At 42.1% G+C, this 17,262-nt stretch carries 16 protein-coding genes; 14 read left to right on the forward strand and 2 right to left on the reverse strand.

Features of this window, described 5'->3' with window-relative positions:
• The first annotated feature begins 112 nt into the window (after positions 1–112).
• The 14 genes from KCG35_RS01680 (at position 113) to rpoS (ending at position 13,806) form a co-directional block, all read left to right on the forward strand.
• Positions 113–1,096: an acetyl-CoA carboxylase carboxyltransferase subunit alpha gene (locus tag KCG35_RS01680; protein ID WP_215817927.1), complete on the forward strand. Its 984-nt coding sequence runs from the start codon at positions 113–115 to the stop codon at positions 1,094–1,096.
• A gap of 110 nt (positions 1,097–1,206) precedes the next feature.
• Positions 1,207–2,583, forward strand: coding sequence for a tRNA lysidine(34) synthetase TilS (gene tilS, locus KCG35_RS01685; RefSeq protein ID WP_215817928.1), 1,377 nt, complete (start codon positions 1,207–1,209; stop codon positions 2,581–2,583).
• Between the two features lie 143 nt (positions 2,584–2,726).
• Positions 2,727–4,358, forward strand: coding sequence for a CTP synthase (gene pyrG, locus KCG35_RS01690; protein ID WP_215817929.1), 1,632 nt, complete (start codon positions 2,727–2,729; stop codon positions 4,356–4,358).
• A gap of 18 nt (positions 4,359–4,376) precedes the next feature.
• Positions 4,377–5,222: a 3-deoxy-8-phosphooctulonate synthase gene (kdsA, locus tag KCG35_RS01695; protein ID WP_215817930.1), complete on the forward strand. Its 846-nt coding sequence runs from the start codon at positions 4,377–4,379 to the stop codon at positions 5,220–5,222.
• A 41-nt stretch (positions 5,223–5,263) separates the two neighbouring features.
• The gene (gene eno / locus KCG35_RS01700) at positions 5,264–6,553 is read left to right on the forward strand and encodes a phosphopyruvate hydratase (RefSeq protein WP_215817931.1); all 1,290 of its coding nucleotides are present in this window, start codon (positions 5,264–5,266) and stop codon (positions 6,551–6,553) included.
• A 185-nt stretch (positions 6,554–6,738) separates the two neighbouring features.
• Positions 6,739–7,011, forward strand: coding sequence for a cell division protein FtsB (gene ftsB / locus KCG35_RS01705; RefSeq protein WP_215817932.1), 273 nt, complete (start codon positions 6,739–6,741; stop codon positions 7,009–7,011).
• Between the two features lie 52 nt (positions 7,012–7,063).
• Positions 7,064–7,750, forward strand: coding sequence for a 2-C-methyl-D-erythritol 4-phosphate cytidylyltransferase (ispD, locus tag KCG35_RS01710; protein ID WP_309227253.1), 687 nt, complete (start codon positions 7,064–7,066; stop codon positions 7,748–7,750).
• A complete protein-coding gene (gene ispF, locus KCG35_RS01715) occupies positions 7,741–8,214 on the forward strand; it encodes a 2-C-methyl-D-erythritol 2,4-cyclodiphosphate synthase (protein ID WP_215817934.1) in 474 nt (157 codons plus the stop codon). Before ispD ends, ispF begins: the two co-directional genes overlap by 10 nt.
• Positions 8,211–9,266, forward strand: a complete 1,056-nt coding sequence (gene truD, locus KCG35_RS01720; RefSeq protein ID WP_215817935.1) for a tRNA pseudouridine(13) synthase TruD — start codon at positions 8,211–8,213, stop codon at positions 9,264–9,266. The genes ispF and truD overlap by 4 nt, the downstream gene beginning before the upstream one ends.
• A complete protein-coding gene (surE, locus tag KCG35_RS01725) occupies positions 9,263–10,012 on the forward strand; it encodes a 5'/3'-nucleotidase SurE (RefSeq protein WP_215817936.1) in 750 nt (249 codons plus the stop codon). Before truD ends, surE begins: the two co-directional genes overlap by 4 nt.
• Positions 10,009–10,671, forward strand: a complete 663-nt coding sequence (locus KCG35_RS01730) for a protein-L-isoaspartate(D-aspartate) O-methyltransferase (protein WP_444972200.1) — start codon at positions 10,009–10,011, stop codon at positions 10,669–10,671. Before surE ends, KCG35_RS01730 begins: the two co-directional genes overlap by 4 nt.
• 129 nt (positions 10,672–10,800) lie before the next feature.
• A complete protein-coding gene (locus KCG35_RS01735) occupies positions 10,801–11,715 on the forward strand; it encodes a polyprenyl-phosphate transporter (protein ID WP_215817937.1) in 915 nt (304 codons plus the stop codon).
• Between the two features lie 186 nt (positions 11,716–11,901).
• Positions 11,902–12,693, forward strand: coding sequence for a peptidoglycan DD-metalloendopeptidase family protein (locus tag KCG35_RS01740; protein WP_309227255.1), 792 nt, complete (start codon positions 11,902–11,904; stop codon positions 12,691–12,693).
• 93 nt (positions 12,694–12,786) lie between these two features.
• Entirely contained in the window at positions 12,787–13,806 is a 1,020-nt protein-coding gene (rpoS, locus tag KCG35_RS01745; protein ID WP_215817938.1) for an RNA polymerase sigma factor RpoS, read from the forward strand.
• A gap of 157 nt (positions 13,807–13,963) precedes the next feature.
• Here rpoS and fdxA read toward each other — a convergent pair whose 3' ends face one another.
• Positions 13,964–14,287, reverse strand: coding sequence for a ferredoxin FdxA (fdxA, locus tag KCG35_RS01750; RefSeq protein ID WP_215817939.1), 324 nt, complete (start codon positions 14,285–14,287; stop codon positions 13,964–13,966).
• Between the two features lie 285 nt (positions 14,288–14,572).
• Complete coding sequence (gene mutS / locus KCG35_RS01755) at positions 14,573–17,209, reverse strand: DNA mismatch repair protein MutS (RefSeq protein WP_215817940.1); 2,637 nt, start codon at positions 17,207–17,209, stop codon at positions 14,573–14,575.
• Positions 17,210–17,262: the final 53 nt, after the last annotated feature.

The following is a 17,262-nucleotide window of genomic DNA, read 5'->3' on the forward strand; positions in this document are numbered from 1 at the left end:
TCTAAAACGAATTTTTAGTAGTGAGCAATAACCCATAAAAAATACTTAATGTGTGTGTTACTGCTGGCTATAAGTCACCACGTAGGCCAGACGTTGGGGTACGACATTTGATATGAATCCAAATTACTTAGATTTTGAGCAGAAAATTGCTGAGTTTGAAGAAAAAATTGAAGAGCTGCGTCAGATTCGATTGGGACCTGATGATGGTACAGATAATGACTTTAATGTAAGTGTTCAAATTGAGCAGATGCTACAAAAAAGTAAGGAAGAAACGAAAAAAATCTTTAATAACTTATCGTCTTGGCAAGTTGCTCAACTAGCAAGGCATCCATTACGCCCTTACACCCTGGATTATGTAAAGCATATCTTCACTGATTTTGATGAATTACATGGTGATCGTAAATATGCCGATGATGCTGCTATCGTTGGGGGTATTGCCCGCTTGGACAATAAGCCATTGATGGTGATTGGTCACCAAAAAGGCAGGGATGTTAAAGAAAAAGTTAAACGTAATTTTGGTATGCCTAAACCAGAAGGTTACCGTAAGGCATGTCGGTTAATGGAGCTGGCTGAGCGTTTTAAAATGCCCATTATTACGTTTATTGATACACCAGGTGCTTACCCTGGTATTGGTGCAGAAGAACGAGGTCAAAGTGAGGCAATAGCTTATAACTTGGCTGTGATGTCTCGTTTAAAAACTCCTATCATATCAACGGTTATTGGTGAAGGTGGATCCGGTGGTGCACTGGCAATTGGTGTATGTGATCACTTGATGATGTTGCAGTACTCTACTTATTCGGTTATCTCACCTGAGGGTTGCGCCTCGATCTTGTGGAAAAAGGCTGAGCGTGCCGAAGATGCGGCCGAAGCTATGGGTATTACTGCAGATCGCCTATTAGATTTAGGACTAGTTGATCGTCTTATTCCTGAGCCATTAGGAGGAGCTCATCGCCACGTGACTCAAATGGCGTCTAGTATCAAAGAAATGCTGCTTAAAGAGTTGGATGTTCTGCAGCGCATGGATACTGATACTTTACTAGAGCAGCGTTATAAGCGATTAATGAGTTATGGTAACGTGTCTGATCAAAGCCACTAGGCTTCGTTAACAGATAAGCTATTACTCAATTGCTCAAGCCATCTCTGTTTATAAACAGAGATGGCTTCCTACCCGTTTTCCCCACTCTTAGACCTTAATGAATAAACAGCATGGCTAAAGCGTTTAATCTCACAGCAGACTGGCTTCTTGCTCAATTAGAAAAAACAGGCGCATCTTCTTTTTGTGTGGGCTTAAGTGGTGGCCTTGATTCTGTGGTGCTATTGCATTTATGCAAATGTCTCTTTCTAAGGGGGCAGTTGAACAATCTGCGAGCTATTCATATCAATCATGGATTGAGTATGAATGCTGAACAGTGGTCGTCACACTGTGTGTCACTGGGAGAACAGTGGAGCGTACCAGTTTCTGTTTTTAGTGTTCAAATTGAAGGTGCTGGCCAAGGGCTTGAAGATGCAGCAAGAGCAGCGCGCTATGAAATCTTTGCTGATGAGCTGCAAGAGACAGAGTGTTTACTCTTAGCTCATCACGCTCAGGATCAGGCAGAAACACTACTTTATCGGTTATTTCGAGGAGCTGGGGTTGAAGGGCTTACTGCTATGCCTGTCTCAAGAAGTGTTGGTTTAGGTACACTGTTTCGTCCACTGTTACAGGTTAACCGACAGTCAATTGCCCAGTATGCGGAACAACATGGGCTTGAGTGGGTAGATGATGAGTCCAATGATTTAGTGGATTTTGACCGAAATTACTTACGCCATGAAGTGTTACCAGCAGTATTACAACGTTGGCCTAAGGCAATTTCATCCTTAACGAAGACGGTTAAACACTGTACAGCGGCAGCAGACATCTTACATGATGTAGCGATGCAAGATATGCAACAAGTTGTGCAGGAACCTCCATTTATTACAGGTATGAATGGTTTTCCGATTTACCTTCCTGCTTTTTTGCAACTTACAGAGGCCCGTCAGAGTAATGTCATTCGTTACTGGTTGCAGGCGTTAAACTGGCCAAAACCTTCAACAATGCACTTAGCGCAAATCATTCAACAACTTAATGCCCGACCTGATGCATCGCCGCAAGTTTGTTGGGGGGGGGTAATGGTCAGGCGTTACAAAGAGTGGCTTTTTGCATTACCTGCCCAGATGAATGACTTACCTGAAACTGAAGTATTAAATATTACTACAACTACTCAACATAACTTATCTGGCAATGGCTTATTAATGTTGTCATCGATCAATAACAATGTGCCTAGAATTCAGGTAGGCTCTGCTTTTCAGTCATTACACATTATTTACCGTGAACAATGGCCTGCGGGAAAAAAGTTTTCAGTTGCCAGAAGAAGTGGTAAAAAAACATTAAAAAGATGGTTGCAAGAATTTAATGTTGTGCCATGGTTACGAGATCGAGTGCCGTTAGTCGTGAATGAAGATGGGCACTTGATAGCGGCTGCAGGGTTTTGGGTTGTGGCTGAGTTTGCGGCTCAGGCTAATGAGTCTGGTTGGAAGATTGACTGGCAACCGTGTCTAAGTTGATCGGTTTGTACGTATGTTAAGAGAGAGTTGATTGAGCTTGCCAGCAGTTTCTGGTAGCCTGTAATCCCATCTTGACGTGACCAGTCTCCCTTCCACTCTTTGGTCATAAACCGCAACTTTTCTGAAAATTCTACAGGTTCTTCATGACGCGCTATATATTCGTCACAGGTGGTGTTGTTTCTTCGCTTGGTAAAGGCATAGCAGCGGCTTCGTTAGCAGCTATTCTAGAAGCTCGAGGGCTGAAGGTTACTATGCTGAAGCTGGACCCTTATATCAATGTTGATCCGGGCACTATGAGTCCTTATCAGCATGGTGAAGTCTTCGTTACAGATGATGGTGCTGAGACTGATCTGGATTTAGGTCACTATGAGCGTTTTATTCGTACCACAATGAAGCAGGGTAACAATTTTACCACGGGGCGTATTTATCAAGATGTTTTACGGAAAGAACGTCGTGGTGACTACCTGGGAGCAACTGTCCAGGTAATTCCTCATATCACCGATGAGATTAAGCGAAGAGTAATTGAAGGTGCAGGTGACGTTGATGTTGCCTTGGTTGAGGTTGGTGGCACCGTTGGTGATATTGAGTCCCAACCCTTTTTGGAAGCGATTCGTCAATTAAAAGTCGAGTTGGGAACCAATCGAGCACTGCTGATGCATTTAACGCTTGTGCCTTATATTGCAACAGCAGGTGAGACAAAAACCAAACCAACTCAACACTCTGTGAAAGAGTTACGCTCAATTGGTCTCCAGCCAGATATTTTGGTTTGTCGCTCTGATCACCATATTGATGCCTCTGCCCGTCGTAAGATTGCACTTTTTACGAATGTTGAAGAACGTGCTGTTATTTCCCTCGAAGATGCAGACACGATTTACCGTATTCCCAGTATGCTGCACAAACAAGGGCTGGATAATATTATTGTGGAGCGTTTTAACCTTCAGTGTAACTCTGCTGATTTAAGTGAGTGGTCTGCAGTTATTGACGCCGAGAAAAACCCATTGCATGAGATTAATCTGGCAATGGTGGGTAAGTACATGGATTTACTGGATGCTTATAAATCATTGATTGAAGCAGTTAAACATGCAGGCTTGAAAACACGTACCAAAATTAATTTTAAGTTTATTGATGCTGAGCAGCTTGAGCGAGATGGTATTGATGTACTTGGGCAAATGGATGCTATTTTAATCCCTGGTGGCTTTGGGCAACGGGGTGTTGAAGGCAAAATTATGGCTGCTCGTTATGCCCGTGAAAACAACGTACCCTTTTTAGGTATTTGTTTGGGGATGCAGGTTGTTGTTATTGAATATGCACGTCATGTGGCGGGTATTGAAGGAGCATACTCTACTGAATTTGAACCAAACTGTAAGCACCCCGTTATTGGTCTGATTACAGAGTGGTTAAATCATGACGGTTCAGTTGAGCAGCGTGGACAGGAGTCTGACCTGGGCGGAACAATGCGTCTTGGTGCGCAGGACTGTCTGTTAACTGAAGGAACTAAAGTTCAACAAGCCTATGGGCAGAACGTTATTCGTGAACGTCACCGCCACCGCTATGAAGTGAACAACAATTATTTACCTCAACTTGAGCAAGCAGGCTTGGTTATTTCCGGAAGGTCTGCTGATGAGTCTTTAGTAGAAATCGTTGAAGTACCTGATCATCCTTGGTATGTCGCTTGTCAGTTCCATCCAGAGTTTACATCGACACCACGAGATGGCCATGGGTTATTTACACATTACATTCAAGCAGCACTAGCTAAAAAAGCTGGTGAAGAATAAATAAGGGGGATCTACACCATGACACAAAAAGTAATCTCCGTTGGCAATGTTCAAGTGGGTAACCAGTGCCCAATGGTGCTGTTTGGTGGCATGAATGTGCTTGAGTCTCGTGACCTGGCACTTCAGGTTGCTGAGATCTTTGTTCAGGCTACTGAAAAGCTTGGCATTCCTTATGTATTTAAGGCTTCATTTGATAAAGCAAACCGTTCTTCAGTCACATCTTATCGTGGGCCAGGGCTTGATGAGGGACTGAAAATTCTACAAGAAGTGAAAAGTACATTTGGCATTCCTGTCATTACCGATATCCATGAGCCTGAACAAGCTAAACCAGCAGCTGAAGTAGCTGATGTGATTCAGCTGCCTGCATTCCTTTCTCGACAAACTGACTTAGTTGTAGCCATGGCTGAGACAGGTGCCGTTATTAATATTAAAAAAGCACAATTTTTGGCACCACATGAGATGAAACATATCCTTACTAAGTGTGAGCAAGTAGGGAACGATAAGCTGATTTTATGTGAGCGTGGCTCTTGCTTTGGATATAACAATCTGGTGGTAGATATGCTCGGCTTCGGCATTATGAAGCAACTTAACTACCCAGTGATATTTGATGTAACCCATTCATTACAGCAGCCTGGTGGTCGAAGTGATTCGGCAGGTGGGCGCAGAGAGCAAGTTGTTGAGTTGGCTCGTGCTGGTATCGCAACAGGCATTGCGGGTCTATTCTTAGAAACGCACCCTGATCCTAATCACGCAAAATGTGATGGGCCATCAGCACTGCGTCTTTCTCTGCTAGAGCCTTTCCTTAAACAAGTGAAGGCTTTAGATGAATTGGTTAAAAGCTTTGAGCCGCTGAATACCCAATAAGTTTTTCACCTGTAAATTCAATCGTTGGAGTTTAAAAAGGTATGGCTGAAATAGTTGATATCAAAGCGCGTGAGGTGTTGGATTCTCGTGGTAATCCAACTGTAGAAGCCGATGTTATCTTGGCATCTGGCGCTGTTGGTAGCGCATGTGCACCTTCTGGTGCGTCAACAGGCTCTCGTGAAGCATTAGAGTTGCGTGACGGCGATAAGTCACGTTACTTGGGCAAAGGTGTTTTAAAGGCTGTTGGTGCAATTAATGAAAAGATTCGTCCTGCACTGCTTGGTAAAGATGCAACCAACCAACGTGAAATCGACAAAATCATGATTGAGTTGGATGGTACTGAAAATAAATCGAACTTCGGTGCTAATGCGATTCTAGCCGTATCTTTGGCTAACGCAAAAGCCGCTGCAATCGATAAAAAAATTCCTTTGTATCAGCACATTGCTGAACTCAATGGTACAGCAGGTGTGTACTCTATGCCTGTACCTATGATGAACATCCTCAATGGTGGTGAGCACGCGGATAACAATGTTGATATCCAAGAGTTCATGATTCAACCAGTGAGTGCACCCACATTTGCTGAAGCATTACGTTATGGTGCTGAAATCTTCCATACTTTGAAGAAAGTATTGCAAGATCGGGGCTTGAACACTGCGGTGGGTGATGAGGGTGGTTTTGCACCTAACCTGCCATCAAATGAAGCTGCTTTGGAAGTGATTGCTGAAGCAGTAAGCAAAGCTGGTTTCAAACTGGGTGAAGATGTAACGCTGGCTTTGGATTGCGCATCTTCTGAGTTCTATAAAGAAGGTAAGTATGACTTGAGTGGTGAAGGTAAAGCCTTTGACTCTGAAGGTTTTGCTGACTACCTGGCTGAACTGTCACAAAAATACCCAATTATCTCTATTGAAGATGGTATGGATGAAAGTGACTGGGATGGCTGGGCTGTACTGACTCAGAAAATTGGTGACAAGATCCAACTAGTCGGTGATGACTTGTTCGTAACCAATACCAAAATTTTGAAAGAAGGTATCGATAAGAGCATTGCTAACTCCATTCTGATCAAATTCAACCAGATTGGCTCCTTGTCTGAAACCTTAGATGCAATCAAGATGGCCAAAGATGCTGGTTACACTGCTGTGATTTCTCATCGTAGTGGTGAAACTGAAGACGCGACGATTGCAGACTTGGCTGTAGGTACTGCTGCTGGCCAGATTAAGACTGGCTCATTGTGTCGTTCTGATCGTGTGGCTAAGTACAACCAATTGCTACGCATTGAAGAAGTTCTGGGCACTAAAGCGCCTTACAAAGGCCGTGCTGAGTTTAAAGCATAAGCAATTGACTCAACATGCGTTATAAAAAAAAGGGAAACATTTGTTTCCCTTTTTTATGAGGTGAATATTTTGATCTTTTTCAGGTAATTGGATTTATTGTAAAAATCTGTGTCTGCGATAACCTTATCAGGAAAAAATCAGGTAAACTGTCTTGCTTCGTTGAGCAAAAGATCAACTACTGAAACATGAAGCGGCTTAACTATGTTTTAATTGTGCTATTCATCGTACTGCAATACCAGCTATGGCTGGGGGGTAGCAGTGTTAGCCGATGGTGGCAAACTAAACAACACATTAGTCAACAACGTTTAGAAAATCAGCGTCTTAAACACCGTAACCGTATTTTGGAAGCGGAAGTTGTTGAGCTTCAAAATGGCTTGGAGACCATTGAAGAGCATGCCCGCTTTGAGTTGGGTATGATTAAACGAGGCGAAGTTTTTTATCAAATAACCAGCCCATAAACTCCTTTCACTTTTTATACCTATGCAAAATAGCACTCAATATTGGGTCATTGTGCCAGCTGCCGGTATTGGCAAGCGAATGGGACAAAAATGTCCTAAGCAATATTTGCAACTTGGACAATACACCATTCTGGAGCATACATTACGACGGTTGCTAACGTTTCCTTATTTTACCAAGATTGTTGTTGCTTTAGCGGCAGGTGACGCTTATGCCAAGCAACTCTCTATTTTAGATGACCCGAAAATTATCAAGGTTGTTGGTGGAAAAGAGCGAGCAGATTCTGTACTAGCGGGTTTAACGGCATTAAAAGCACAGTCCAGTGTGAATGACTGGGTGTTAGTGCATGATGTGGTTCGACCTTGTGTTCGCCATAGTGATTTGCAACAGCTTATTTCTATTCTGAGCGATCACCCTGTGGGTGGTTTGTTGGGAGTGCGAGTGGTCGATACTATCAAACGTACCAGTGAGCAGGGAGTTATCGAACAAACTATAGACCGCCACCTGTTATGGCGAGCATTTACACCACAAATGTTTCGTTTTCAGTTGCTGTGCGATAGCTTACAGCAAGCATTGGTAAATAAGGTTAAAGGTATTACTGATGAGGCTTCAGCCATTGAACATGCTGGTTTTCAACCACTGATGGTGGAAGGTGCAGAAGATAATATTAAGATTACTCGACCTGCTGATTTAGCTCTGGCAGCATTTTACTTACAACAACAGGGGATAGCATGCGAATAGGTCATGGCTATGATGTACACCGGTTTGGAGATGGAAACGCTATTGTATTAGGGGGAGTGGCTATTCCATACCATCAAGGACTCGTAGCTCACTCTGATGGTGATGTTTTACTTCATGCGCTATGTGATGCATTACTAGGGGCTGCAGGATTAGGGGATATTGGTCGCCATTTTCCAGATACTGATCCAAAGTTTGCTAATGCAAATAGTCGACACTTGTTGACTAATGTAATGTCACAGTTGAAGACAAAGGGTTGGCAAGTAGGTAATGCTGATCTTACTATTATTGCGCAAGCACCTAAAATGGCGGCATATATTCCTCAAATGCAAATGAACATTGCTGATGATGTGGGTGTATCACCTGATTACATTAATGTAAAAGCAACAACCACTGAACAACTAGGTTTTACTGGGCGTAAAGAAGGTATTGCGGCACACGCTGTTGTATTGTTGAAATCCATATGACTGAGACACAAATTATCCTTAAGCCTCTACCATTTGCCTATGGTGGGCCACTTTGTACGGTTCGTTTTAAAGCTTCTCCAGAAGACTTTATTGTCAATGAAGTGTTGGGCTTTGAACCTTCGGGTCAGGGTGAGCACTTTTGTTTGCTGGTGAAAAAAACGGGACAAAATACGGCTTGGGTTGCAGATCAGCTGGCGAGTTTTGTAGGAATTAATAAACGACAGGTTAGTTATTGTGGTCTTAAAGACCGTCATGCAGTTACCCGTCAGTGGTTTTCTTTACCCTTTCCAATCAAAAAGGATGTGGATTGGCACTTATTTAAGGTGCCTGGGGTTGAGATTGAGCGTGTTGTACGACACCACCGAAAACTAAAACGGGGAACTCATCTTGGTAATGAGTTCCGCATTCGCTTGTACAGTGAATTTCCCGAAAAGCAAATAGTTGAACAAAAGTTGGGTATCATTCAGGCGCGAGGAGTGCCTAACTATTTTGGTGAGCAACGGTTTGGTATCGCAGGTGATAATATTCGAGCAGCAGAAGAAAGCTTTGCAAGGCAATCATTATCACGCATGTCACCTAACAAGCGGAGCATAATACTTTCAACCGCGAGATCTGTTTTGTTTAATAATGTTTTAGCTAGCAGAGTTGTAGACCATAGCTGGAATCAATACTTGCCAGGCGATGTACTACAGTTTAATGACGGTAATACCATTATTAAGGCTGATGCGATTGATGAAGCGATTCTCCAACGTTTTGAAGCGGACGAGCTGTTTGTTACAGGTCCGCTTTGGGGGGAAGGGGCGCTTTTAACTGCTCACGAAGTAGCAACGCTGGAGAATACTATTGCTGAATCTGTGTCTTTATTTGCAGAAGGCTTAGTCCATGCAGGATTGAAGCAGCAACGGCGTAGTTTGGCTCTGGTACCTAAGCAGTTAATTTGGCAGTGGTTGAGTGAGAGCTGTTTAGAAGTTAGCTTTTTCTTAGCGAAAGGATTATATGCAACCACAGTCATTCGTGAATTGGTGGAGTGGGGGGACTCTCAAACAGCATGAAGTTTTTATTAGCTAATGATGATGGGGTTTTTGCACCTGGTTTGATGGCTCTTTATGAGGCTGTATCACAGATTGGCCATTGTGATGTGGTGGCACCCGATCAGGATCGTAGTGGGGCAAGTAGTGCGCTGACATTAGATAAGCCGTTACGCCCAACTCGCTTAGTAAATGGTTTTATTAGCTTGAATGGAACGCCTACTGATTGTGTTCACTTGGGGATTAACGGCCTATTATCCCAAGAGCCTGATATGGTGGTTAGTGGTATTAACTTGGGGGCTAATCTCGGTGATGATGTGTTGTACTCAGGTACTGTGGCTGCTGCTTTAGAGGGGCGATTTTTAGCAACACCTGCTATTGCTGTCTCATTATGTAGTCGCTCTGCCTCTAATTTAAAAACGGCTGCTCATGTTGTACAACAATTAGTGGCTAATATTGAAGCGTTGGTACTACCTCCTCGTAGTATTCTTAATGTCAATGTACCTGATTGTCCCTGGTCTGATATTAAAGGTATACAGTTAACGAGACTTGGTCATAGAGCGAGAGCAGCAAAACCGGTTAAACAAATTGACCCAAGAGGTAAAGAGGGATACTGGATTTCAGTAGTAGGAAAGGGGGAAGACGCTGGAGAAGGAACGGATTTCCACGCAGTTAAAGCTGGTTATGTCTCTGTGACCCCATTACAAATTGATAAAACACATTACCAAGTATTCTCACATGTAGGGAGTTGGTTGGAGGAAATTTTGTGAAAAAGTTGGATGTTGCCGGGATTGGCATGACTTCCCAACGTACTCGAGAACGTCTTATTCGGCGTTTACAGCAAGAGGGAATTAAGGATGAGCGTGTGTTGGAGGTTATGCGTGATGTTCCTCGACACTTGTTTGTTGATGAAGCGCTTTCGCATCGTGCTTATGAAGATACTGCTTTACCCATTGGTTTTAGCCAAACCCTTTCGCAGCCTTATATCGTTGCCAGAATGACAGAGGCTTTGCGTCAATCCGGACCATTAGGAAAGGTGTTGGAGATTGGCACGGGTTCTGGTTACCAGACCATAATTTTATCGCAACTTTGTTCCCAAGTTTTTTCTGTTGAAAGAATAAAATCATTGCAGAGAAAAGCAGAGCAGAAGCTTCGACAACTAAGAGTTAGGAATGTCCGTTTTCGCTATGGGGATGGGTTTGAAGGGTGGCCAGGTTATGCGCCTTATGATGGCATTATTGTTACAGCCGCGCCAGAAGGCGTGCCAGAAAAACTAATAGACCAGCTCGCAGAAGGCGGGCGTATGGTAATACCGATTGGGCAGAGTTATGAGCAGCAGTTAGTGTTGTTGACTAAGACTTCTACGGGGATTACCCAGCGTATGCTTGCACCTGTTAGGTTTGTCCCATTATTACCTGGTGCTGTGTGATTAGTTGCCAGGGCTGTATGATTATACCCCTCTAAAAAAATGCGCTGTGGGTATAACTAACTGAGTCAATAGGGCTAGCCTTTTTTTAAACAAGAGAGAAACAGTTATTTTATTAAAGGTTCTTTTATCATGCTGTTGTTATTTTTAAAAGGTATGGCCATGGGGGCGGCCGATATTGTGCCAGGTGTTTCAGGAGGAACGATAGCATTTATCACAGGAATTTATGATCAGCTTATTGAATCGGTTCGCCGTGTAAATCATCAAGCACTTCGCCATTTATTTAACGACGGCTGGAAGGCTGCTTGGGAATATATTAATGGCCCATTTATTGTTACTTTGTTTCTGGGTATTTTGGTAAGTATTTTCTCGCTTTCTCAAGTTATTAGTTATTTATTGTTAAATTATCCTGTACATCTCTGGTCGTTCTTTTTTGGGCTTATCATTGTCTCAGCATTTTTTATTATTCGGCAAATTGAACGTTGGAAATTTTCCAGTTTTATGAGTGCTATTTGCGGAACTGTGTTTGCGTTTTGGATTACCGTTGCTACGCCAATTACCATGTCTGCTGACTATTTTCATTTGTTTTTAGGGGGAGCTATTGCCGTATGCGCAATGATATTACCCGGTGTGTCTGGGAGTTTTATTTTACTGTTGCTGGGTTTATATGCCCCTGTTATTGATGCAATAAAGTCATTTAATATGCTTACCATAGCGACAATTGGTTTAGGTTGTGTGACAGGGTTATTATTGTTTTCTAATATTTTGGCATGGTTATTAAAAAATGTAAGGGATATAACATTTGCTTTTTTAACTGGGTTAATGATGGGATCCCTTAATAAAGTTTGGCCATGGAAAGTCACTGAAAGCGTGCGCTTAAATAGTGAAGGTCATGAGGTACCTTTTTTACAAAAAAATGTTTCACCTTTTGATTATGAAATGATTACTGGTGAGTCAAGCTCACTTGTATTAGCAATAATTTTAATGATTACAGCCATTATTTTGGTTATAAGTTTAGATTGTTTAAGAAGACCAATTCATGACTAGACTGGGATGGCCGGTGTTAGTTTTAGCAAGATAAAGAATGGAATATTTGTTCTATTTTTTGTTGACGAAGTTCAAAAAAATGAGTTTTTTAGATTTTTTTATCGTAGGGTTAATTTTGTTTATTTTGTTATGGAATAATAATTACTGTAACATTTTCGTTTTACCGAGCCATCTCAGGTGAAAATAGTGACGTTATACAGTCAAAAATTTGCCGTTTTTTGTTATCACATTTTTTTTGTGATTTGCTTCGCTTTATTGCAGGGGTGTATTTCAGGTGGTTCCTATGCACCTGTTACAGACCGTAATCAAAGGCCAAAAATAACCTCAGGATTCCATACGGTGAAACCTGGAGAAACACTTTATTCTATTGCAGCTCATTATGGTTGGGACTATAGAGCGTTAGCAAGTGCCAACAATATTCAACCACCCTATACCATTTACCCTCAACAGCGTATTGTTTTTGAGCAATCAAAAATAAAATCTGTTGTAAAGAAAAAAGAACCTAAAGCTATAAAACAAACGACTGTTGCAAACAAATCAAAGACTACAAATGTCAAAAAAACACCTCGAAAAGTAAAAACCAAAAAAGTGTCATCAGTTGCTAATCTTAGATGGCAGTGGCCTGTGAGTGGAAAAGTTGTTTCACAATTTGCTACAAAAGGTAAGGTTAACAAGGGTATTGATATTGAGGCAAAATTAGGTCAGCCTGTTAGCTCAGCGGCCGAAGGAAAAGTAATTTATGCGGGAAGTAGTCCGCTGGGGTATGGAAAATTAATAATAATTGAACATAACAGTAAATATTTAAGCACCTACGGACATATAAAATCATTAGCAGTCAAGGAAGGCGACCGGGTGAAAATGGGACAAAAAATCGCAGAACTGGGTAGTAATGGTAGTGCTAAAGCGGTTCTTCATTTTGAGATTCGCCATAAAAATAAAGGCAAACCTGTAAACCCACTGAAGTATTTGCCGAAATAATAACTACTTAACCCATGTACTGCGAATTAATCAGTGTGTCATGGATAGACAACAATAATTATATCAACCTAACCAGACGCAGGATTTATGACTATGGCGCTAAAAAGGGAAAACACTGAATTTTCCGATTATGAGCATGATTTGATTCAAGTTCCTGATGAGTTTGACGAATCTGATGATAACGAGTCACTTGAGGCCGGTGATAATAAACCCAGTTCCAGTCGTAACCGGTCAGCTTCGGCGGCTAATAAAAAGAACGAAGATGAGGAGGGGTTTTATAAAAGCCTGGACGCAACACAACTTTATTTAAATGAAATAGGTTATTCTCCATTACTCACTCCAGAAGAAGAAGTACATTATGCTCGACTAGCACTTAAAGGTGATGAGGCCGGTCGGCGGAGAATGATTGAAAGTAATTTACGTTTGGTTGTTAAAATTTCTCGACGTTATGTTAATCGGGGATTAACGCTACTAGACCTTATTGAAGAAGGTAATTTAGGGCTTATACGTGCAGTTGAAAAATTTGACCCTGAACGAGGCTTTCGTTTTTCGACTTACGCTACATGGTGGATTCGGCAAACGATTGAACGGGCGATTATGAATCAAACCCGAACGATACGGTTACCGATTCATGTGGTAAAAGAATTGAATGTTTATTTGCGTGCAGCACGAGAATTAACGCAAAAGCTCGACCATGAACCATCACCCGAAGAAATTGCTGATTTACTAGACAAGCCTGTTGATGATGTTAAACGAATGTTAGGTTTAAATGAGCGTGTGTCTTCTGTTGATACTCCTTTAGGGCCTGACTCTGATAAATCAATACTAGATACAATTTCTGATGAAAATGATGCTGATCCAGCACAAGTATTACAGGAGACAGATTTAAACAGTAGTATTGATAAATGGCTAGGTGAATTATCAGAAAAGCAAAGAGAAGTCATTGCGCGTCGATTTGGTCTAAGGGGCTATGAAACTAGCACACTGGAAGAGGTGGGGCGTGAAATTGGATTGACTCGTGAACGTGTGCGTCAAATACAAGTTGAAGCGTTAAAACGTTTAAGAGTTATTTTGGAAAAGCAGGGTTTATCAAGTGACGCATTATTTAGTTAACGATTGCCCTTATTATTTTCCAATAAAAAACCGAGTAATACTACTCGGTTTTTTATTGGAGCGTAAAATATGAAAAATTATTTAATAAATATACATATAAAATAAATAATTAAAAATATAACACTCTTGATATACTCATAGTGATGGGTATAAATATTTAACGCTCTAAATAAGAAAGTTTTCCTTCAACACCATTCCAGTCATCTGCATCAGAAGGCGCATCTTTTTTCTCTGTTATGTTATCCCATACTTCGGCTAACTCTGCATTCAGCTCTTTAAAGTGCTCCTGATCTTCTGGTAGCTCGTCTTCAGCAAAGATAGCATTTGCTGGACATTCAGGCTCACATAGTGCGCAATCAATGCACTCATCTGGATGAATGACTAAAAAGTTAGGTCCTTCATAGAAACAGTCAACTGGACAGACTTCAACGCAATCCGTGTATTTGCACTTGATGCAGTTTTCGCCAACTACAAATGCCATGGGTGTTTTACTCCATCAATAATCAGGCTAACCAACAGAAAGTTAGTTTATCAGTTATTAAAAAGACATTATAGATAATCGTTGCTTATAAGCAGCTTTTTCTAGATGAATTTACACTAAATTTATAGCCAAATGAATTAAGTATGCTTAGAAGCGAATCAAACTATACTTATAATGTTGTACCTTGTGTATGGCTTGCACAACAAAGCCGCTAACCAAAGGTAATACGTCAGAGTACGCATTATACCCTGCATTCAGAGTATAATACGTGGCTATTTGCTGTAACTATAGCTGTTCCTTAATTTGATACAACATATCCAGCGCTTGGCGTGGTGTCATATCATCAATATTAAGCTTTTCCAATTTGGCTATAACGGGATGAGGTGCACTTGCAAAAAGGTCGGACTGAATTGGCTCCGCTTTTTTGCGTTTGGAAGTTGGTTTAGATACGACTGATTGCGGTGTATTAGCGTCGATAGTTTGATGATCCACTGCTGCCTGCTGATGAGAATGTGATTCTGCTTCAAGCTGTTGCAGTTTTTCTCGTGCTAAACCTATAACTGAATGGGGTACGCCTGCAAGTTGTGCTACTTGTAAACCATAACTTTGGTTAGCAGGACCTTCATGAACAGTATGCAGAAATACTATACGTTCATTGTGTTCAGTAGCATTTAGATGAACATTGACTACATTATGATGCGCATCAGGCAAGGCTGTGAGTTCAAAGTAGTGAGTTGCAAACAGTGTAAATGCTTGTACATGTTGTGCTAAATGTGAGGCGCACGCCCAGGCTAATGACAACCCATCAAAGGTACTGGTTCCCCGACCAATCTCATCCATGAGTACCAAACTGTTGGGGGTTGCATTATTGAGGATATTCGCAGTCTCAGTCATTTCTACCATAAATGTTGACCGTCCCCCCGCTAGGTCATCAGATGAACCAATACGGGTAAAAATACGATCAACAATACTGAGCTGGGTTTTAGCGGCAGGCACAAAGCTACCAATATGCGCTAAGAGGGTAATGAGTGCTGTCTGCCGCATATACGTCGACTTACCACCCATGTTTGGCCCAGTGATAATCAGCATACGACGATCGTCGGACAGGGAGACGCTATTCGCTACAAATGGCTCATCTAACACCTGCTCAACGACAGGATGACGACCTTCTTCAATATTTAGTCCTGGGGCATCTATAAATGTTGGCTGGCAGAAATTTAGCGTTTCTGCACGTTCAGCCAGGTTATTGAGTACATCAAGTGTGGCCAGTGCGGATGCTGTTTCCTGAAGTGCTGCTAAGTCATTAGCCAGCGTTTCTATCAACTGTTCATAAAGCTGCTTTTCCCTTGCCAGTGCACGACTTTTACTACTTAGTGCTTTATCTTCGAAGGTTTTTAGTTCTGGTGTGATAAAGCGTTCAGCATTTTTTAAGGTTTGTCTGCGAATATAATGGGTTGGTGCTTGTTGTGCTTGCTGACGGCTGATTTCAATAAAATAGCCATGAACGCGGTTATACCCCACCTTTAGTGTGCTAATACCTGTTTTTTGTCGTTCTTCCGCTTCTAGCTTGATGAGGTAATCGCCTGCATTTTCACTGATGGCGCGTAGCTCATCAAGCTCACTATCATAGCCCTCGGCAATAACACCACCATCACGAATAACAACAGGAGGGTTAGGTATAATCGCTCGTTGTAGTAGGTCGACAAGTTTGGGGTAAGTGCTGATTTGAGTGACAAGCTTATCAATCAGGCCACCATCAATTGCTTGCAACAGATTTTGTAAGTCTGGTAATACGGCAAGAGCATCCCGTAAGCGCGCTAAGTCTCGTGGCCGCGAAGAACGAAGTGCAATACGCGCTAATATTCGTTCAATGTCACCAATCTGTTTTAGGGTTTGGTGTATACCTTCATAGTGGTAATTTTCCAGTAATGCTGTAATGGTTTGTTGCCGAAGTGCCAGTCTATGGTGGTCACGCAATGGACGGTTTAGCCAACGGTTTAGTAGTCGGCCACCCATTGCTGTGGACGTATGATCCATTACTGATAATAGGGTGTTATCTCGGCTACCTGATAAATTAGTGGTGATTTCCAAGTTACGGCGGGTGGCGGCATCAAGAATAACACTCTCTTCATGACGATCGACATAGAGAGCACGTAAGTGAGGTAGTGCAGTGCGCTGGGTTTCTTTCGCGTACTGTAGCAGGCATCCTGCAGCTTCAATCGCTATGGATAAATGCTCACAGCCAAAACCAGCCAGGTCTTGAGTACCAAATTGATGAGTGAGTTGTTGGTACGCAGACTCATAATCAAAATCCCAAGGTGCACGTTTTCGAACACCTTTATATGGCTGTAATAGTGACCCATAATCTTTTTCTTCGCTGACTAAAATTTCAGCGGGCGACAGTCGTTGTAGTTCTGCTTGTGCTGCTTCAAACCCCGTTAATTCGGTAACATGGAAGCGACCACTGCTAATATCTAAGGTCGCCAGCCCATAGGTTGACTCATGACAGTGAAGCGCGGCCAGTAAATTGTCTTGTCGCTCTTCTAATAGTGCTTCGTCACTAATGGTGCCAGGGGTTAAAATGCGTACTACTTTTCTTTCTACAGGACCTTTGCTGGTAGCTGGATCACCCACTTGCTCGCAGATGGCGACAGATTCCCCTAATTTGACGAGTTTTGCTAAGTAGCCATCAACGGAGTGAAAAGGGATACCCGCCATCGGGATGGGTTCACCTGCAGACTGGCCTCGAGCTGTTAATGTGATATCCAGCAAGTGGGCAGCTTTTTTTGCATCATCATAAAATAATTCATAGAAATCCCCCATTCGATAAAACACTAGCTCCTCACGGTGCTGCTGTTTTATCTTCAGGTATTGTTGCATCATGGGGGTGTGTTGAGCCTGTTGTTGCTTTACTTTAGTCATCGATAACAAACGATCTCTTTGCTCACATAGGAAAACAGATAATGGGAGAGGAT

Source organism: Zooshikella harenae, from assembly GCF_018837975.1.
In the GTDB taxonomy this organism is placed as follows: Bacteria; Pseudomonadota; Gammaproteobacteria; order Pseudomonadales; family Zooshikellaceae; genus Zooshikella; species Zooshikella harenae.